The organism is Ruminococcus sporogenes, from assembly GCF_054655175.1.
Window position 1 is genome coordinate 661,385 of record NZ_BAAHOA010000002.1, and the last position, 19,358, is coordinate 680,742.

General features: G+C 37.5%; 15 protein-coding genes. 4 read left to right on the plus strand and 11 right to left on the minus strand.

The window, feature by feature from the left end; all coding sequences use genetic code 11:
- Positions 1–10: 10 nt before the first annotated feature.
- Positions 11–256, minus strand: coding sequence for a TM1266 family iron-only hydrogenase system putative regulator (locus ACYQ0N_RS09725; RefSeq protein ID WP_177533359.1), 246 nt, complete (start codon positions 254–256; stop codon positions 11–13).
- 168 nt (positions 257–424) lie between these two features.
- On the minus strand, positions 425–2,722 hold the full coding sequence (locus ACYQ0N_RS09730) for an ABC transporter ATP-binding protein/permease (protein ID WP_460162544.1): 2,298 nt from the start codon (positions 2,720–2,722) through the stop codon (positions 425–427).
- A 232-nt stretch (positions 2,723–2,954) separates the two neighbouring features.
- On the opposite strand from ACYQ0N_RS09730, the gene ACYQ0N_RS09735 reads away from it, so the two are divergent.
- The 4 genes from ACYQ0N_RS09735 to ispE are packed head-to-tail and all read left to right on the plus strand — an operon-like array spanning position 2,955 to position 6,340.
- Complete coding sequence (locus tag ACYQ0N_RS09735; protein WP_177533357.1) at positions 2,955–3,797, plus strand: histidinol-phosphatase HisJ family protein; 843 nt, start codon at positions 2,955–2,957, stop codon at positions 3,795–3,797.
- 13 nt (positions 3,798–3,810) lie between these two features.
- A complete protein-coding gene (locus ACYQ0N_RS09740) occupies positions 3,811–4,290 on the plus strand; it encodes an Lrp/AsnC family transcriptional regulator (protein WP_177533356.1) in 480 nt (159 codons plus the stop codon).
- A complete protein-coding gene (locus ACYQ0N_RS09745) occupies positions 4,290–5,459 on the plus strand; it encodes an aminotransferase class I/II-fold pyridoxal phosphate-dependent enzyme (protein ID WP_177533485.1) in 1,170 nt (389 codons plus the stop codon). Before ACYQ0N_RS09740 ends, ACYQ0N_RS09745 begins: the two co-directional genes overlap by 1 nt.
- A 14-nt stretch (positions 5,460–5,473) precedes the next feature.
- Positions 5,474–6,340 (plus strand): 4-(cytidine 5'-diphospho)-2-C-methyl-D-erythritol kinase, encoded by an 867-nt coding sequence (ispE, locus tag ACYQ0N_RS09750; protein ID WP_177533355.1) that lies wholly within the window; start codon positions 5,474–5,476, stop codon positions 6,338–6,340.
- Between the two features lie 54 nt (positions 6,341–6,394).
- Here ispE and ACYQ0N_RS09755 read toward each other — a convergent pair whose 3' ends face one another.
- The 9 genes from ACYQ0N_RS09755 to ACYQ0N_RS09795 form a co-directional block, all read right to left on the minus strand.
- Positions 6,395–6,574: an alpha/beta-type small acid-soluble spore protein gene (locus ACYQ0N_RS09755; RefSeq protein WP_147641891.1), complete on the minus strand. Its 180-nt coding sequence runs from the start codon at positions 6,572–6,574 to the stop codon at positions 6,395–6,397.
- Positions 6,575–6,682: 108 nt separating this feature from the next.
- On the minus strand, positions 6,683–7,285 hold the full coding sequence (locus ACYQ0N_RS09760) for a sortase (RefSeq protein WP_460162545.1): 603 nt from the start codon (positions 7,283–7,285) through the stop codon (positions 6,683–6,685).
- Positions 7,275–8,252 (minus strand): Cna B-type domain-containing protein, encoded by a 978-nt coding sequence (locus ACYQ0N_RS09765; RefSeq protein WP_460162546.1) that lies wholly within the window; start codon positions 8,250–8,252, stop codon positions 7,275–7,277. The genes ACYQ0N_RS09760 and ACYQ0N_RS09765 overlap by 11 nt, the downstream gene beginning before the upstream one ends.
- Positions 8,230–9,090: a class C sortase gene (locus ACYQ0N_RS09770; protein WP_460162547.1), complete on the minus strand. Its 861-nt coding sequence runs from the start codon at positions 9,088–9,090 to the stop codon at positions 8,230–8,232. The genes ACYQ0N_RS09765 and ACYQ0N_RS09770 overlap by 23 nt, the downstream gene beginning before the upstream one ends.
- A 62-nt stretch (positions 9,091–9,152) precedes the next feature.
- Complete coding sequence (locus ACYQ0N_RS09775; RefSeq protein WP_460162548.1) at positions 9,153–10,709, minus strand: SpaA isopeptide-forming pilin-related protein; 1,557 nt, start codon at positions 10,707–10,709, stop codon at positions 9,153–9,155.
- Positions 10,710–10,769: 60 nt separating this feature from the next.
- Positions 10,770–15,287 carry a Cna B-type domain-containing protein gene (locus ACYQ0N_RS09780; protein WP_460162549.1) on the minus strand — a complete coding sequence of 1,506 codons (4,518 nt, stop codon included), beginning with the start codon at positions 15,285–15,287 and terminating at the stop codon, positions 10,770–10,772.
- A gap of 17 nt (positions 15,288–15,304) precedes the next feature.
- Complete coding sequence (gene lepB / locus ACYQ0N_RS09785) at positions 15,305–15,895, minus strand: signal peptidase I (RefSeq protein ID WP_460162550.1); 591 nt, start codon at positions 15,893–15,895, stop codon at positions 15,305–15,307.
- 23 nt (positions 15,896–15,918) lie between these two features.
- A complete protein-coding gene (locus tag ACYQ0N_RS09790) occupies positions 15,919–16,461 on the minus strand; it encodes a hypothetical protein (RefSeq protein ID WP_177533348.1) in 543 nt (180 codons plus the stop codon).
- Between the two features lie 334 nt (positions 16,462–16,795).
- Positions 16,796–19,183, minus strand: a complete 2,388-nt coding sequence (locus tag ACYQ0N_RS09795; protein WP_177533347.1) for an ATP-dependent Clp protease ATP-binding subunit — start codon at positions 19,181–19,183, stop codon at positions 16,796–16,798.
- Between the last annotated feature and the right edge of the window lie 175 nt (positions 19,184–19,358).

Genomic DNA, 19,358 nt, shown 5'->3' on the forward strand with positions numbered 1-19,358 from the left:
TCCTTAAATTTTATTTTTTAGATATTGCTGCTTTCACAGAAACCCCGTTAAGCTTTCCAAGCTTGCCGGTTATCGCACTTATTACGTCGGTATCGGCGTCGACGACGACAGAGATTACGGCAACCTTCTTTTCACGATAAGGGATTCCCATTCTACCTATAATAATATTACCGTATTCATGGAGAATTGCATTTACGGACGAAGACATTTCAGGTTCGTCTACGATAATTCCCAGAACCGCTATTCTGCTTTCCATAATCGCTCCTTTCAAAAAAAATACCCGTATATATCCATATACGGGTAATCAAGCATAAAACTACAGCCTGTAAGCCGATTGCTCAGATAATATCCTTGCAGCCCGAAAACAGTGAATATCTTATATTTATTATATCACTTTTAAAAATCCTGTCAATATGTAAATATACTATTCGCTTCTCAAAGCCTCTACAGCGTCCTTTTTAGCCGCCATTTTTGCGGGAATGTGACCTCCGAGCATCGTAAGAACAGTGCTTACTGCTACAAGTATAAGCGCGTGAGTTATTTTTAACTGCGCGACATCCTTTAAATCAGTCATATTATAAATAATTGAATTTATAGGATAGGTCAGGAGCTTAGCAATAATAATACCAAGTAATCCCGAGCATATACCCAAAATAAACGTTTCTGCGTCAAATACCCTCGTGATGTCCTTCTTTCTGGCGCCAAGCGCTTTGAGTATTCCAATTTCCTTGGTTCTTTCAAGAACGGAGGTATATGTAATAATCGCAATCATAATTAAGCTTACTATTAGGTTAGTTCCGGCGAAAGCTATGAGAACAATTGTAATACCGTTCATGATACCGTCGGACATACCGGATATCATTCCTGCCATGTCCGTATATAAAATCTGATCGCTTTCTTCCAGTCCTTCATTATATTTATCAAGGTATTCTAAAATTTCATCCTTAGTTTCAAAATCATACGGATAAAGCTGAACGACATACGGCGTGGCGTTTCCCCCGAGATAAGCTAAAGTCTGTTTTTTTGTTTCATCGTCAAGAGTTTCCATAGATAAAACGTTTACATCAGATTTTTCCTGAGCCTTTACTATCTCTGAATTTACAGAGTCATCAATAACCGTCTGAGCAAGGCCGTCGCTGTAAGCTAAAGCGCCTCCGTCGGCGGTCATAGAAGCGGGAGAATCCTCCTTTGGACGGATAATACCAGAAATACTCAGCGTTATGCTGTTTTCGGATTCATACATAGCCTTATAGTCTGTATTGAAAGTATACGTGCCGTATTCAGTAGTTATATAATAATCGTCGTTTAATATAACCTTAAGCTCTGTACCGATAACCTCGCTGAAATCAACTGAATCAGCCTGCGTATCAAATCCAAGCTCCTTCATTATCGTATTGTTTATCCGGTTTTTAGTATCTACCAACAGCACGATTTCAGTATCGTTTTCAGGCATTTTACCTGCAAGCACATCATAATGCTCCTTCATAAAGGAATTTTTGTCGTCCTTTAGCGAAACAGGATAAGAACCGAAATTCATATTTGCCGCAGTCACCGGCACATATTCGTCTCCGCTTTTTCTTACCATATTAAGATTAACAAGCCTCGAATAGCTCATGCTTTTGCATATTTCAGGATCTATATCATTTACATAATCAAGATATTCATCTGTAAACTTATTCGTATGCATCATGGTATCCTGCAATGAGTCGATCATATATATTTTTTCTTCATCAGGATATTCCTTATATTTATCCTCGTTATTATTAATTTTATCAATAGTATCCATATCCATATTCATACTCTGCTGTGAGATAATAACCGGCATCTGCTGAAGTGTATCAGCCTCAAATTTGTCTATCTGAAGCTGAAAACCGACAGAAAGACTAAGTATCAGAGCTATACCTATTATTCCTATACTTGAAGCAAATGAAGTTAAAAATGTTCTGCCGAGCTTTGTTCTGATATTATTCGCCGAAAGCTTTAATGCAGTCAGAAAGCTCATACTGGTTTTTTTAAGGGAAAAATCCTTCCCCTTTTCAGACTCGTCATAGGGATTTGAATCAGATATAATCTTTCCGTCCTGAAAGCTAACTATTCTGTCCGCATATTTTTCAGCAAGCTGAGGATTATGCGTAACCATGATAACAAGCTTATCTCCGGCTACCTCTCTGATAAGATCCATTATCTGTACGCTTGTAGTCGTATCCAAAGCGCCGGTAGGCTCGTCACAGAGAAGGATATCAGGATTATTGGCAAGCGCTCTCGCTATTGCAACTCTCTGCATTTGACCGCCGGAAAGCTGATTTGGCTTTTTATGGAGATGATCCTTAAGACCTACTCTTTCAAGAGCCTCCATAGCACGCTTATGCTTTTCAGAGGAAGAAACGCCGCTTAAAGTCATTCCCATTTCAACATTTGCAACAATACTTAAATGAGTAATCAGATTATAGCTTTGAAATATAAACCCGATACTGTTATTTCTGTAAGCGTCCCATTCTCTTTCCTTGAAATCCTTTGTTGATTTACCGTTAATTATCAGATCGCCGGAATCATATCTGTCCAGACCGCCTATAATATTAAGGCATGTAGTTTTTCCCGATCCGCTTGTTCCCAGAATTGCTACAAATTCTTTTTTACGAAACGTTACGCTTACATCGTCAAGCGCTTTAGTTTCAACATCGCCTACATGATACGTTTTCCTTATATTTTTTAACTCAAGCATTCGTTAAACCTCCAAAAATTACTGGTATAATCATAGCATTATTTAAATTGTATGTCAATTGATTTTAAGATTTCACACACTTTTCATCTTTACTGATTATTTATAATGAGTTCAAAAATAAAATTTTGTATATGTATAGTTTTTTTTATGCTTTTATGATATAATGATTACATGGTATTTCTTAAATATCATTGAAAATAATTCGCTCAAAGCAGAACATACGGAGGTTTATATGATTATTGATTGTCATACGCATTCACGAAATTCTTCTGACGCCGATAATGACACCGTTATCGAGCGCTGCGAACGAGCGGCACAGTTAGGACTGGCGGCAATGGCGGTAACAGATCATTGCGAGGTAAACAGATATTTTGAAAAGGCCCGTTATAAAATTGACTATGAACAGAAATATGATGAATACGGATTTAAAAAGTCATTTGAAAATTCGATGGCTGAGATATCCTCTGCAAAGGAATTATATAGCGGCAAAGTAAATCTGATCTGCGGGGTTGAATTAGGTCAGCCGCTTTCAGATATTGAAACCGCCGAAAATATATTAAGCGACACACGGCTTGACTTTGTTATTGGATCAATGCACGAGCTTCCCGGTCATGATGATTTTGCTTTTCTGGACTATAGCCATGAAAATATACCTAATCTTCTTGAGGAATATTTCAATGAAATTTATAAAATGTGCAAATGGGGAAAATTCGATGTTTTAGGTCATCTTACATACGCTCTAAGATACATTCAGGGCGAGCAGAACATAAAAGTCGATATGAAACCCTATGAAGAGATTATAAGACAAATCTTAAAAACTATAATTCAAAATGGCTGCGGAATTGAAATAAATACATCCGGACTTTATCAGAAATACGGAAAAACCTTTCCGGACTTTAAATATATAAAATTATACCGCGAACTCGGCGGAGAAATAATAACGGTCGGTTCAGACTGCCACAGTACGCGCAATCTGGCAAACGGTATCAAGGAAGGCATAGATTTGGCGTCGCAGGCCGGCTTTAAAAGAATAGCCTATTTTAAAAACAGAAAAGCTGTTTTTCTGAATATATAATGGAGGAAAAAATATGAACGACTTAATAAAGCTATTAAATCAAAACGCAAGATTTTCAAATGAAGAGCTGGCCGCAATGCTCGGCACTACTCCAAAGGATATAGCTGATCAGATTGAACAATTAGAGAAAAACGGAGTAATTAAAGGATACAGCGTAATTCTCGATGAGAGCCTTGCGGATAAAGACATGGTTATGGCCATTATAGAGCTTAAAGTTACTCCGCAGCGGGACTGCGGATTTGATGAGATTGCCAAAACTATAATGATGTATGACGAGGTTGACAGCATTTCCCTGATGTCGGGTTCCTATGATCTTTCAGTTACCGTAAAAGGCAAGAATCTTCAGGATATCGCCTTATTTGTCGCTCAGAGACTATCTACTATCGAAGGCGTTCTTTCCACAACAACTCACTTTATTCTTAAAACCTACAAAGAAAAAGGAATTTTTATTGAGGACGAGGATAAAGACGAAAGGGGTTTTGTTGCTCCGTGATTAATTATGATAATGTGCTTTCAGATAAGATAAAAAAAATAAAGCCCTCAGGCATAAGAAAATTTTTTGATCTTGCTTCCACAGTAGATAATGTCATCAGCTTAGGAGTCGGAGAACCTGATTTCCAGACGCCTTGGTCGATCAGAAAGACCGCTATTGATACTCTGGAGAAAAAAAGAATAATTTATTCAGCAAACTCCGGACTTGCAGCCCTCAGAACAGAGATAAGCTCATATATTAATAAAAAAATGAACGTAAGTTATGATCCTCAAAACGAGGTTATTGTTACCGTGGGAGGTTCAGAGGCAATTGATATATCCCTCAGAGCGCTTATTAATCCCGGAGATGAGGTTTTAATCGTCGAACCCTGCTTTGTATGCTACGCTCCGATTGTAGAGCTTTCAGGAGGAATTCCGGTTTCTATAAATACAAGAATCGAAGATAATTTTAAGCTGACTCCGGAACTTTTAAAGGAAAAAATAACAAAAAAGACAAAGCTTCTGATACTTCCGTTTCCAAATAACCCCACAGGAGCGATTATGACCCGCGAGGATCTTGAAAAAATAGCGGAAATTATAAGAAATACAAACATAATGATACTTTCAGACGAGATATACTCTGAGCTTACATACGGAAGAAAGCATTGCTCAATTGTTCAGATAGAAGGAATGCAGGAAAGAACCATACTCATAAACGGATTTTCAAAAGCCTTTGCAATGACCGGCTGGCGTTTAGGATATCTTGCCGCTCCTTCACCTATAGTAAATCAAGTATTGAAAATTCACCAGTATGCGATAATGTGCTCTCCGACAATCAGCCAATATGCGGCGATTGAAGCTCTTCAGAACTGTGAACGCGAAGTTAAAAAAATGGTAGCGGAATATAATATAAGACGCAGACTGCTTGTTGAAAGCTTCAATAAAATGGGACTGACCTGCTTTAATCCTGAGGGAGCTTTCTATGTGTTCCCCTGCATAAAAAGCACGGGTCTCACCAGTGAACAATTCTGTGAACAGCTGCTTGAAAATCAAAAGGTTGCTGTAGTACCCGGAAATGCATTCGGTCAAAGCGGAGAAGGGTTTATAAGAGTTTCTTACGCGTACTCCTTAAAACATCTGATGGAAGCGCTGAAGCGTATACAAGCTTTTTTAGATAATATAAAAAATTAAGCGGGCAGGTAAATATGGATTCAATTAAAGTTCAAGCATCAGCGAAGGTAAATTTATCACTTGACGTAACGGGAAAACGCAACGACGGTTATCACAATATAGAAAGTATATTTCAGAGTATAAATATCTATGATACTATTACCGTATCCAAAATCTCAAATCCGTTGATTGAAATATCATGTAATGATCCCGTTATACCATGCGGAAAAACCAATATAGTCTATAAGGCGGCTAAGCTTTTTTTTGAAAAAACAGGTATTTCACACGGAATATCAATTTATATTGAAAAAAAAATACCGTCGCAATCCGGCCTCGGAGGAGGAAGCTCCGACGGAGCCGCAGTGCTGTATGCATTAAACATACTTTTCGGAGCCGAGCTTGACGGCAGGGAGCTGACTACTCTCGGAGGAAAAATAAGCGCTGATACAGCGTTTTTTACCGTTGGCGGAACTGCGTTTGCCAGCGGAATAGGAGACGTTATCGAACCGATAAGATATATTCCAAATGTTGACATGGTAGTATCAAAAGGTTATTCAAGTATATCGACTCCAACAGCTTATCAGAAAATAGATATGCTGACAAACCCTCGTCACCCTAAAACCGATAAATTGCTTAAAGCCATTGATAAAGGCAAATTTATGAGTAATTGCGGTTTATGTGAAAATATATTCGAGTCTGTAACCGACTTAGATGATGTAAATGAAATAAAGCGTAAAATGATCAGATACGGCGCCTTAACCTCTTTGATGAGCGGAAGCGGTTCCGCAGTATTTGGTATATTTGAAAGCAGTAAAGAAGCTATTAAATGCGCTGAATTACTTAATGAAGATTATCCCTTCTGCATACACTGCAAAGCTACGGCAAACAGCATAGTTTTATAAAAAAAGTAAAAACGGTATTGTTTCCAATACCGTTTTTATTTATAATAATTAAAATTACTGAACCTTATAAGCGTCGATCATCTTTTTAACCATCTGACCGCCGATTGATCCGGCTTCTCTTGAAGTAAGATCGCCATTGTAACCCTGCTTAAGGTTTACGCCTACTTCGCTTGCAGCCTCCATCTTAAAACGTTCAAGTGCTTCTTTGCCCTTCTGAGTAAATTCGCCTTTCATAATTGAAATCTCCTTTATTTTTTATTGATGCCGCATTACTATTATGGCTTTATAGAGATTTTATATAACAGGTAAATTTTTAAAAATAATTTTCAGTGTTTTTAACAGTCAATCTGCTTGTATACATCTTACCGTTACTCTTTCATAACCGCTTAATGAACAGGTAAACAACGTAAGATTCCAGTCGTCTCCGCCAAGCATTTTATCAGTATCCGTTGAACCAAGTATTTCAGTTTGTAATACCTTGTAAATAACCCTCTTATTTTCTGCATTTGTAAAAATAATATAATCCCCCTGTTTAAGCTGTTTCAGCTTTCCAAAATGACTTGAATAATTATGTCCCGCTATTATTTTTCTATTATTTTTTTCATCATTATAAAATAAACACGGCGAAATATTTAAATTATCGTAATTCCATTCGCTCATAACCGGAAGCTTTATTCCTATTTCCGGTATATCTATGATGCCCGAATAATAATTGTTATCCACTGAAATTGTTTTTGATTTTTTAAGACCGTTACCGTCAGTATAAGTTATATTATTTTCATCTTCAGAATAACTGCTGATTTCCGACTCCAAAATATTTAAAACATTTTCAGAATTTTTCTTCCCCTGACTATCTAATCGTATATTTACAGCAATTATAATCAATGAGAAAATTATTGCCGCTCCACCCGCGAGCATTAAGAAAATTCCTGTTTTACTTTTCATTTTTGCCTCTTTTATAAACAATATAGCCTGCTGTAAATAAAATTATACCTGCAACCGCAAGCGCTAAAACCGGCCATAACAACAGCCCTGTCTGCGGCAGTTTTTCTGCATTGCTCTGACCTTCGCCTGAAGAGCCGGAAGACTTATCATTGCGGTCGTCAGAGCTGTCTGTCGGATTTTCTTTATAATCGTTGACGATAGTTACTGTATTTTCACTTTCCTCATATGTGACCTCGTAGCCAAAAGGTACCTCTTTTTCCTTTATGCTCCAATCGGCAGTTGCCGGCAGATTACTCCATGTATGTTCCCAATTATTATCGTCATTTAATACAGCCGAATCAAATTCTACTCCATTTCTATATAAAACGGCCGTTACATATTCCGGCCTGATTCCTTCTGTATCATTTACCCATTTTTTCACAACATTATATTTTGATTTAATTAAATCGTTAGCAGGTAAAACCTTTAATTTTGGCAGAGCAGTCAAATCATAAGTCCATGAGGTTCCTTCTCCGTCACTATCGCTTAAATCAATAAGAGACGGCATGGGAACATATGCCAATTCATTCACTCTTACAGGATCTCCTATAAGAAGATATAATCCTACTTCAAGGCCGCTGAATACAACCTGACCGTTGCTGTCAGTTGCCCCCTGATCAAGCGGTTTCAAATTATCTAAAATAGTATAAGTTTCATATTTTGCCGCCGCCTCCTGCAATGACGATACAGAGCTTTTTTCAAATGAAATATTATATTTTCCAAATATATCATTAATTCGATAATCTCCTCCGTCAGTTATATCCGCTACCCTATAGATTTTCCAATTCATATTGCTTAAAACTACGTCTTCTTTACGGCAAATTACGGTTAATGTATCGGCGCTTTCAGCATAAGCAATGCCTGAAAAACTTAAAATAACAAAAATTATCGCTGTAAAACACATTTTAATCTTTTTCTGTATTTTCATTGACTTCACCGCCCTTGGATTTTTTATTTCTGCCATATCCTATAATAACGAACATTCCGGCACATAATACCGGTGCAGCTATAACCGGCGCAACTATAATAGGCTCAATCCGGACCGCGTCTGATGATATTCTTACAGACGCCCCTTTAACTGTATCTACACGTCGGCCTCTTACGAGCAATCTCTGAGTATTAATACCATAAGGTGTGCATGTTACAAGCGTCACATAATCCTCACCGTCTATAATATTAAGCTTGTCGACCTCCTCAGGTTCTACTATCAGAATTTTATCCACTTCATAAGTCAGAACATTATTTAAAACTGTTAGAGTAAAAATATCTCCCTCAGAAAGCTCGTCAAGATCGCTGAAAAGCTTTGCCGACGGAAGTCCTCTGTGAGCAGAAATAACAGAATGAGTACTTTTTCCTCCTATCGGCAAGGTAGACCCCTGTACATGACCTACCGCAACGTTTAATACCTCGTCGCTCGTTCCATGATATATTGGAAGCTCTACGCTTATTTCAGGAATTGTCACATACCCCATAATACCTGTGCCGGTTACGTCAAGTGAATTCTCATAGCCTTCAATCTCGCTGTAGTTTTCTAAAGGAGAATACAGGCTTTTGAGTCTTTCATTATAATCTTCTGCTTCTGATAACAGCTTCTGATACTGTTTATCGTCCATATTATTAAGTATTTCGTCATACTCCGCAATAGCATGACTTTGAGTTTTAGAATTCCAATAATCGCTTACCGCGGGATAAAGCATTACGGAGAGTCCCACTAAAAAAACAATTATCAGAATAATAGTTGAAATACTGATTTTTCTTTTTTTCATGAAACACTCCCTAATGCCTTTATGCGGGGGAATGTTCCCCCGCAGTCAGACAAAATTGCAAATTATTTATTCCTCATTTTCTTTTTAGTTATAAGCAGTACAACGGCAACAGCCATCAGTACTCCGCCTGAAACGTAAAATATGGTCGTACCGATACCGCCTGTGCCTACTAGCTTTGAACCTGATTGATTGACTACGTCTACCGAATTGTTTTTGCCCGGCGTGCCGTCTATCGTTGCAGACAGAGAATCAAGTTGATTTCCATTTGTATTATAACCGGAGGAAAGCTTAAAGACAACATTTTCAGCTTTATTATATCCGGGAGGAGCAGTTTTTTCCACAAGTGTGTAATCAATCTCGTCGTCAAGACCGATAATTTTGAATGTACCGCTTCCATCAGTCGTAATGTCAGTTATTGATCCTAATGAATCAACGATGTAAACATTTGCTTCTTTCAAAGTAAATTTTAATACATCTTCGCCCTTTTTAATGTTAAAAACGGCATTTTCAAGAGGTTTTCCCGGAACAGAAGAATCTATTTTATTAACCCGAAAGCTGAATGTCCAATCGTAGACCTCACTGCGTACTGTCTCGCCTGTTGAATCATTGTTATAAGGATTATTGGAATATTCAAGGTATGCGGTATTATCATTATGATTTTTCGAATCCGGATGACCCTCTGCAATCAGCGCACTCTTGTTTAAAACAGCGTCATAATAAGTGTATATAGTATCATTTACAGTTATCTTTTTGTCATTTAAAGCCTTTAAAACATCTATTGAAACTGTAAAATTCTGAGAGTCCGTCTTATTGACCGTTATATACGAAGCGTCAAGCTGATTTGACGTACCCTCGCCGATATAAACCTTTACTGAATCATCTACAAAATCAAGACCGGCCGACATTGTATCATGAATAATATAATTATAGGAATCAAAGCTTACAGCATTTTCAGGAATTTCAGATATAAAACGATAGTGAACTGTATCGCCTACCTGATTATCGCCTACATTGCCCCATGAATTATCATCATTATGCTGAATTTGCTTTGTCAGCTTAGGAGCGTCAAGTTTAGCGTTGATTTCAACACTGGGGGCTACAGTATCGAGCATTACTAAAGAAGTTACAGTATCCTTTGTATCAGCTCCGTCGTTATTTATACCTTCACCGAAAACAAGATAATATCCGGCCTCGGTAACTGTAATAACCGCTTGTTCAGATGAAGCCTCATCGCTTGCTTTAACAACTCCGGCGTTCATATTATTGTTCTTTACATAATTGTTATATACAGAGTCGGCAAATTTTCTGGCATTGGCTTCTGAATCAATAGCCGTAATAAGATCGTTTACGTTTGATGCTCCGAAATCGGACAGCACTGAAAAATAATCAGAGCTGATACAGGTTGTGTCTGCCGAATATGTATAAGCGTCGGCTCCTTCATTATACAAAACGCTAAAGACCTTATATGCGGTAAAGGTTTTGCCGTTTATTGAAACTGAATCAGTATTTGTATTATTAACTGTAATACTGAAGGTTTCAGCCGATACTGTGAAAGCATTAAGGCAGAATACCATAACCGCAGCTGTTATAATGCTCATAAACCTTTTAATGTTTTTCATAAAATCATATCCTTTCATTTTAAAGCTATATATGGATCAACAACGTCATACAAAGATTATTTAATATTTTCTTTGTTGCCGCCGTTTATTAAGGTAATAACAACCGATCGGAATTATCATAATAATCAAGCCGAAAACAATAAATCTTCTGATTCCTATTCCTCCGGTTGACGGAATGGTGTTTATATGTCCCTCTTCTCTATTAGTTAGATTTACTATTCCTCCGTTTACACCGTTTGTATCATATTCGGCTGTATAACCGGTTATTGCGGTTAATTCCTTAACATAGTAATAATAAGGATTTCCAACATCGTCTGTCATTTCAAGATTCCGCCATGTATAAGACCAGCCCTGCGAATCGTTCAATACAGCCGTGTCCCCTATTTTAACAGCGTCGTCAGGAATTTTTATTTCATTAATTTCAGAAGGCGGCTCACTTCCTGTCATTTCAGTGCAAACTCCGTTGACGTCCAATATGTCATATTTACTATATGATTGAGAATTAGAAAAATATATTTCCACATTTGCGTCCTCTGTGATAACGCCGAGAGAAACCAGCCATTCGCTGTATTTTCTGTTATCCCAGTCAGTATCGTCCCAGTTTCCGTTTCCGCCCCATTCTTCTTGCGTTGAATTTGGAATACTAATTTCTACACCGTTAAGTTTAATATAACTTCCGTAATGTAAATACGAATCCAATGAACGCAAAGACAAAACAACATCTTCTTTTTTATTTACAATAAATTTTTTATCAAATGTATTTCCGTTATTATCGGATATATTTAGAGTTATAACCGCACCAGAGCCTGATGAAGGCGGAGTTTTGGATTTGTAAAGCTCTACTTCAACCTCCTGCTTCGAGCTTCCGCTCCAATGCTTATTTACCTGCACTTCAACCTCCTGCCTTTTAGTATTTTCCAAGTTAATTATACCGCCCTTAAGCATTAAGGTTATCTCCGAGCTATTTACGCCGTCAGGGAGAACGGATGGAATTTTGTTAAGAGTAAAATAGAACGGATCCTTTCGTTTAATATAATTCTCAGGAGCGCTTATCTCGACAAGCTTATAAACCACACTCTGATCAAGCGCCGGCAGTCTGTAATCTCCTCCGGAAGAGGTAATAATATCTTTGGGAGCGTCTGACGTGCCGCCCCATTCTGCCTGTACTCCTCCGTCTGCTGACGGCGTTTCATTTACAAGCGGAAGCCATTGTCCGTTTTCCCATTTATAAAGGTTAAATACTGCACCGCCCAGCTTTAAAGCATAATTTTCAGAATCTATTTTATAGATTTTAATATAATCTGAAGTAACCGCATGAGCGCCGCTGTCTTTTTGCAGATCATATTGATTTTCATAATGAGATGTCTGTGTTCCCGATCCATAGTCTATAACGGCGTCATTCTGAGCGTTAAAGGTTTCACCTATATAATGACTATCAGGTTCGTTATATACAAGAAGGTAGGTATACTGAATTTTCAAATGCATTTCATCAGGAAGCTCCGATGTGATCTTAGCAAGCTTACCAAAATAATCGTCCACATCCATATACGTCATTTTATACTGAGTCGGATCTAACTCTGAAAGAGTTTCTTTCCCTGAGGAGTCAGTCGTAACTTTATAAACGTTAAATCTGATTAATGTTGCCGTACAGCCCCACGAATATACAAAATTTCCGTTTTCATCCTTATTAGGAAAATGCCGCAGACTGTCTGTAACGATTATTTTACCGGTGTTTGATAATTTTTCACCGTAAGGATTGACGTCAATGTAATACTCTATATATCCGTCATAAGTTTCAGCCGGATCGGATCCGCTTTTACTTATCAAAGGAAAATGTATATTCTGAGTTTGTTCAGCAGAATTAGCGCCGTCTGAAATCACATTTGTAAAAGACGTATAGGTTCCGGATTTATTTTCTCTGATATAGCTTTCGGGAACGCTTGCGCTGTAATCTATCCTGACGCTGTTACCATCGTGAACAGAAAAGGGAATTATAAATTCAATCTGCTGTACGCCGTTTTCCGTTTCGGTCACGCTAAAATCCATGCCTGAAGAATCTTCATAATACGAACCGTTATACTTTTTGAATATAACCGAGCTTTCAATTAAGCTTACTCCTTTCGGAAGAGTATCTGTCAGTGTAATATCGCTGTTTCCGTAATTATTGCTCTCATTCGCTATTACATACCACTTTAATATATAATCGCCGTTTTCAGCTTTTTCCAGCTCACTCGTCTTATGCTCCGTGTTGTCTGTGCTTCCGTTAATTGCATCAAATTTTCTTATAGACGCTTTTTTCGTTTCTTTATACGAAGGTTCGGTTATGATTCCGTCAAACTCCGCTTTGTTGTAAAAAAGCATGGAATCTCCGACATTCATATCAGAATCAATCAATCCGACGCTCTCATATGAAATTTTAACGTCGCAAAGCTTAGAAATATTTTCATTATCTTTAAACTCGATTTTAAAAGAATATATTTTTACAGATTCATCGGTTAAATCGGTTATTTCATTTCCTTCCTTATCAAAGCAGGTTAAATTATAATCTGTTCCTTCAGCTAAATCTATATTTGCATATTCCGGCGTTGTACCCGAAACTGCCAGTTCACCTATCTGCTGAGGAATCATATAATGCTCGGTGTCCGCTCTCATAGTATCCGTATAGATTTTACCGTTAAAATCTCCGGCTTGAAATTCAAGCTTTATATTCCAATCAATCAATACGTTTCCGTCGTCATTATAGCCCTTGCCGCTGCCGTTTTTAGAAATATATTGACGATCGTTGCCTACATAAGCGTCTCCCTGATCCGAATTTATCTCCTGATCACCGTTTTTCAAGGAAGCCTTATTTGTTATTGTTGTTCCGTGATCAGGGGATTTCGTCTGATAAACAAGTCTGTATTTTTTTCCGTTCAAATCTCCAAAACTAAAGGTATTTGTGCTTTCATCCAATGTTCCCGGATCTAATACCTCGTTATTATTTTCATCAAATACTTTCAATGTTCCTTCAATAGTACTGCTAAGCATTTCATCAGTAACAGTATAACCTGAAAGACTTGCCGACATCGGATTCAATATGGTTATTTCCCATGATATATTATCCGTTTTTTCATTATAAGAACCGGTTTTAGTTAATATACAGCCTGTTGCAACCTGACCGTAATCCGTATATTCATCGGTAATTGTTCCGTTGGTAACAACTACCTTATTGTCTGTTTTAATCAGCTTTGGAACGTTTCCGGGAGTTAGCAGCGCCGTGTATTCAAGCGAATACGATTCACCGGCCGCAAGCGCGGGAAGTCCTGCTATAACTGCTTTTCCGTCTGACGACATACTCACAGTTGACTGAATAATCTGTGATGAACCATCAGAATCTTTTTTTATAATATTGATAGTATCTCCGTCAGAAATATTAAGATTAATCAGACTGCTGTCTGTATTAACCAAAAAATCAGTTATTGTAATATTCCCGTCGCCCGTACCATTCACTGTCGTTATATCGATATTATAGGTTATGGAGCTTGTATCGGCATTATAATCCGAATGAGATTTATTTACCGATAAATCGCTTTTCTGTTCTGTATTTTTTGAAAAATCTATATCAACAGAAATATTCCCTATCGTGACAGTTTCCTTTTCACTGCTTGAATCCGTTCTCTTAACATTCGCATTAAACGTTATATCGCCTGAAATCTCCGACGTACCGTCTTTAACAAAATTCTGGTCAAAGTCTATAACTATGTAACCGTCTCCGGTAATAGCATAGGTACCTATTTTCTGACCTTCCTTCATAACGTTTCCGTTTTTTACTTCCGTTATAATTACATTATCAGGCAGCTTATAATATATCTGCCTGTTATTGTTTTCCTGCATAAGCGTATTCGCAGGAAGTAGATAATTCAATGTAAACTTAACGGGTTTTATATTTTCATCAGTAGAACCTGACGTAATTTCCTGATATGAAACATTCGATATATGAACGCCGAAGTTTACGCTGACGTCTGTAACAATATCTGAACCTGATTCATCAGCATAGAACGATACGCCGCCTTCTAACGGACTGCTTAAGCTGATATTCTCTATTCTTTCAGAAATCTGCTGATTTTCCTGATTATTATTTTCAGCGTTATAGCACTTTTCATTATGTTTATGCTCTGTCATACCGCAGGTCCGCTTTAATTCATAGCATTCGTCAGTATGAACGTGAGACTCGCTTTCAGGCTCTGTACATTTAAGCGTATATTCAATTTCATAGCATTCGTCGGTATGAGTATGCTCTTCATTTTCTTCAAGCCCGCATATCAGAATTTTGTCGTCATCATAGCAATTTTCATTATGTATATGACCGGTAGCTTCCGTCATACCGCATATCAAAACTTTTGAATAGCATTCGTCAGTATGAGAATGCTCCTCTATATTGCAGGTCAGATCACCCGTCATACTTACTGCTGTCTTAGTAAGACCTGAAATAATTCCAATAATAACAAATACCGATAAAATCAGAAAAATCACTATGCTTATACGTTTGTTTTTATGATGCTCTAAAAAATTATGAATTTTCTGATTAATTGTCAACATACGTCATACCTCCTTTCCTATTTAATCCTGCCGATTTTATCAAAAGGATATATTCGGAAAATAACCCTGCCGACTATGTCGCTTTCTGAAATACAACCTACATTGGAATTTCGGCTGTCTATAGATGTTGAACGATGATCTCCCATAACAAAAAGCTTGTTTTCAGGAACCTGATAAGGAAATTCAATATCGGTATCCTCACCCTTGCTTTTGTCCGTTAAATAAGGCTCTGAAATCGCCTTATTATTAACATAAACCGTTCCGTCATCAGTAATATCGACAAAATCGCCGGCTCCGGCAATAACTCTTTTCAATAATATTTTATTATTAAAATAAAACGCTATTACATCCCCGGTCTTAAATCTGCCGGCGCTTATGCATAACGCATACTGTCCGTCAGACAGAGTGGGTTCCATGCTGCTGCCTGTAACCTTCAGCACAGGCATAAAAAGTACAGATATCAGAACCGCAGCGGCGGCAACTGCTAAAAGAGCAACGAGAATCCCGTTCATCATTCTCCGTTTTTCTTTTTTATGATTAATTCTCTCCAGTTCTGATTTAAGCTGCGCCGACGTAGGCGGATAAATATATTTCTCATTATTTGACATAAAAATCGTCATCCCTGATATTTTCAAGTATTTTCAGCAGCTTCTTCAATAATACTGTTATTAAAAAATGCAGCTATCTGATTATCCAGCGTAGAAATAGCATTGCATTTATCCTGTATCTCCTTAATTTTGGATAAACACCTCGCATTGGTATCGTTTATCATTCTGCTTTGTTCGTTTTTGGCTTCGTTTATTGTACGATTATATTCCTCCAAAGCCTTTTCCTGCATTTCTGCATTATATGATTCGGCCTTAGCTATAATTTCTCCGGCTTCATTTTCTGCATTTTTTATGGCTTCATTGCACATTTTTTCTTTTTGTTCATTTAATTTCCGTATATTTTCTATATAAACGTCGGCTGCTTCCTGTGCGGCCTTAAATACTCCGTTTAACTGCAACGCCGCTTCTGCAATATTTCCGGCGTCCTGCAACGTAATAGATCTTTCGTTTACCGCGAGCTTCAATTTTTCATTCTCAGACTTTAATCTATCGTTTTCAGATTGCAAATTTAGCATAATCTCAAGGAGTTCAGCCCTTTTTAATTTTTGAAGTTCCTTATCAGTCATCAATTATGCCTCCTTTATAGTAATTTTTAATAAAAGCAAATTCGTTATGTGAAATATTTTTTCCTTAATATAAATATACACCTTTTTTTCTCATTTGTCTATATTTTTTCGAAAAAATCTTTCGTTAAATTATACCAATTTACTCGCTAAAAATTGTATATAATGTATACTTCTTGCAAAAATAAAAGTCAAACTGCAAAAATTACATTTTATTGACCAACTTCAATTTGTTGAATTTAACTAACGAAAACATTTAAGTAAAAAGCAATAAATTAATTGTTAAACTTATATAGAAAATCGTATATCCAATTAATAGATATACGATCCTCTTGCTTTAAAATATATTATTTTTATAATTATTATTCATTATCGGGCTGGCAACCTTGAATTTACCGTTTTCACAAATTATTTCAATAGAATCTCCTTTGCTTATATAACCCTCTATAAGCTGCTGAGAAATCAGATTTTCCACATTTTGAACAATACGTCTTTTAATATATCTTGCACCGTACTTTTTGATTTGCTCCTCGTCAATCAAAGCGTTCGGAACATTTTGATCATAAGTTATATCTAATCCTATTTTTTTCGCCCTTTCCTTTAATTCGTCAAGCAGCTTAACGGCAATACTTATTAAATCCCTGCTTTTCAAGCGATTGAATACGACTATTTCATCAATACGGTTTATAAGCTCCGGCTTTAAATACTTTCTTATTTCCGCCTTAACTCTACCGTTGAGATTTTCTTCGTCTTTATCGCCGAAACCAAGTAAACTTTTTCCTTCTATTATATCAGAGGCAATATTTGAAGTCATTATTATCATGGTATTTTTAAAATTGATTTTTCTTCCGGTTGAGTCTGTCAGCATTCCCTCGTCTAATATCTGAAGCAGCAAATTCAGAACGTCCGGATGCGCCTTTTCGATTTCATCAAAAAGCAATACGCAATAGGGCTTTCTTCGTATAATATCAGTCAGACTGCCCTTTTCGTCATAGCCCATATAACCCGGAGGAGCTCCTATAAGCTTTGAGACAGTATGCTTTTCCATATATTCTGACATATCAATTTTTATAAGATTCTGCTTACTGTCATACATTGCCTCCGCGGCTGCCTTTGAAAGCTCGGTTTTTCCCACTCCGGTAGGCCCCATAAATACAAATGAGCATATAGGCTTATCCTGCTCCCTCAATCCGGCGCGTCCTCGCCGGATCGCCTTTGCTACGGAACTGACAGCGCTGTCCTGGCCTATAACACGTTTTTTTAGCTCGTCTTCAAGATTTAACAGACGAACTTCTTCTTCTTTGGATATTTTACTGACGGGTATTCCCGTCCAGAGCGATACTACTGCCGCCGTGTCTTCAACAGTAATTTCCGCCGGAGGTCTTTTAATAATTTTTTCCTTGCTTTTTTTAAAAGATTTCTGAATATTTTCAAGCGTAAGTCTTTCTCCCGTTATATCAATTGATCTGAAACCGCTGCTGTTTTCGGAACTGATATTCCTGATTTTTGCCCTGGAAGCGGCCTCGTCAATAACGTCAATTGCTTTATCCGGAAGAAATCTGTCGCTTATATATCTTACAGATAATGAAACTGCGGACTTAATAACCTCGTCGCTTATTTTCACATTATGATAAGCCTCATATTTATCCTTTATTCCCTTTAAAATACCGATTGCCGCGTCTTCGCTGGGTTCTTCAATTATTACAGGCTGGAACCTCCGTTCAAGAGCCGAATCCTTTTCAATATATTTTCTGTATTCTTCTATAGTAGTAGCGCCTATAATCTGTATTTCTCCCCTCGCAAGCTGCGGCTTGAGAATATTTGCGGCGTCAATGGCTCCTTCGGCGGCTCCCGCTCCGACAATAGAATGTATCTCATCTATAAATAATATAATATTACCGTCGTTTACAACCTCGTCTATACAGTTTTTTATTCTTTCCTCAAAGTCTCCTCTGTATTTTGCTCCGGCAACCATAGAGGTAAGATCAATCGAAAAAATACTTTTACTCTTTAGTTCGTCAGGTACAAGTCCTTTTGCAAGCAGCTGGGATATTCCCTCGACTATCGCCGTTTTTCCTACGCCCGCTTCTCCTATTAGACATGGATTATTTTTGATCCTTCTGGATAATATCTGAATTATCCTTTCAATTTCCTTGTCTCTGCCTATCAGCGGATCCTTACTGTTTTCCCATACCTGCTCCGTCATATTTTTTCCATATTTATAAAGCGTCGGTATCTTTTTGGAATCCACTCTGCCGCGCTTTATTATCTCCTCAGGAACGTTTCCGTTATATGCCCTAACGCAGTCATTATAAACCGCTGCCGGATTTGCTCCGAACACCTTTAAAAAGCTCATCGCTCCGCAGCCCTGCTCCCTGATCATTGACATAAGTATATGCTCGGTGCCGACAAGCTGGGTATTCATTGATTTAGCCGTATCAACCGAAGCGTTCAGAATACGTCTAAGCGCCGGAGTAATGTTTTCATATGATAAATTTGTCTCTTCGCCTTTGCCGATTACGAGTATCATCTGCTCATAAATATCGTCAAGCGTTATATTATTCTTTTTAAGAACAGCAGCCGCAACATTGCCGTCCTCCTGTAAAAATCCCAAGATAATATGTTCGGTCCCTACATACGTGTGTCCCATAGACGACGCTGATTCAATAGCGGTTTCAATCGAACTTATAGCTTTTCTGGTAAACATCTCATAATTATCTATCATGTCTTTACACCTTTCCAACTTTTTCAATTATGTATTAAGTATGCCATAAAACAAATAAAATATATGTCGAATTCAATTACAAATTTTTTTGTAACACTTTTTCTGAAATAACATAATATGTACTATGAAACGAAGTCAAACAAAGATTTCGCTTCCATACATTACTTTTTAAAGG

Bases quoted from the DNA above. Each gene is read 5' to 3' on its own strand.
- ACYQ0N_RS09725 (WP_177533359.1), bottom strand. From the start codon at position 256: ATGGAAAGCAGAATAGCGGTTCTGGGAATTATCGTAGACGAACCTGAA.
- ACYQ0N_RS09730 (WP_460162544.1), bottom strand. From the start codon at position 2,722: ATGCTTGAGTTAAAAAATATAAGGAAAACGTATCATGTAGGCGATGTT.
- ACYQ0N_RS09735 (WP_177533357.1), top strand. From the start codon at position 2,955: ATGATTATTGATTGTCATACGCATTCACGAAATTCTTCTGACGCCGAT.
- ACYQ0N_RS09740 (WP_177533356.1), top strand. From the start codon at position 3,811: ATGAACGACTTAATAAAGCTATTAAATCAAAACGCAAGATTTTCAAAT.
- ispE (WP_177533355.1), top strand. From the start codon at position 5,474: ATGGATTCAATTAAAGTTCAAGCATCAGCGAAGGTAAATTTATCACTT.
- ACYQ0N_RS09755 (WP_147641891.1), bottom strand. From the start codon at position 6,574: ATGAAAGGCGAATTTACTCAGAAGGGCAAAGAAGCACTTGAACGTTTT.
- ACYQ0N_RS09760 (WP_460162545.1), bottom strand. From the start codon at position 7,285: ATGAAAAGTAAAACAGGAATTTTCTTAATGCTCGCGGGTGGAGCGGCA.
- ACYQ0N_RS09765 (WP_460162546.1), bottom strand. From the start codon at position 8,252: ATGAAAATACAGAAAAAGATTAAAATGTGTTTTACAGCGATAATTTTT.
- ACYQ0N_RS09770 (WP_460162547.1), bottom strand. From the start codon at position 9,090: ATGAAAAAAAGAAAAATCAGTATTTCAACTATTATTCTGATAATTGTT.
- ACYQ0N_RS09775 (WP_460162548.1), bottom strand. From the start codon at position 10,709: ATGAAAAACATTAAAAGGTTTATGAGCATTATAACAGCTGCGGTTATG.
- ACYQ0N_RS09780 (WP_460162549.1), bottom strand. From the start codon at position 15,287: ATGTTGACAATTAATCAGAAAATTCATAATTTTTTAGAGCATCATAAA.
- lepB (WP_460162550.1), bottom strand. From the start codon at position 15,895: ATGTCAAATAATGAGAAATATATTTATCCGCCTACGTCGGCGCAGCTT.
- ACYQ0N_RS09790 (WP_177533348.1), bottom strand. From the start codon at position 16,461: ATGACTGATAAGGAACTTCAAAAATTAAAAAGGGCTGAACTCCTTGAG.
- ACYQ0N_RS09795 (WP_177533347.1), bottom strand. From the start codon at position 19,183: ATGATAGATAATTATGAGATGTTTACCAGAAAAGCTATAAGTTCGATT.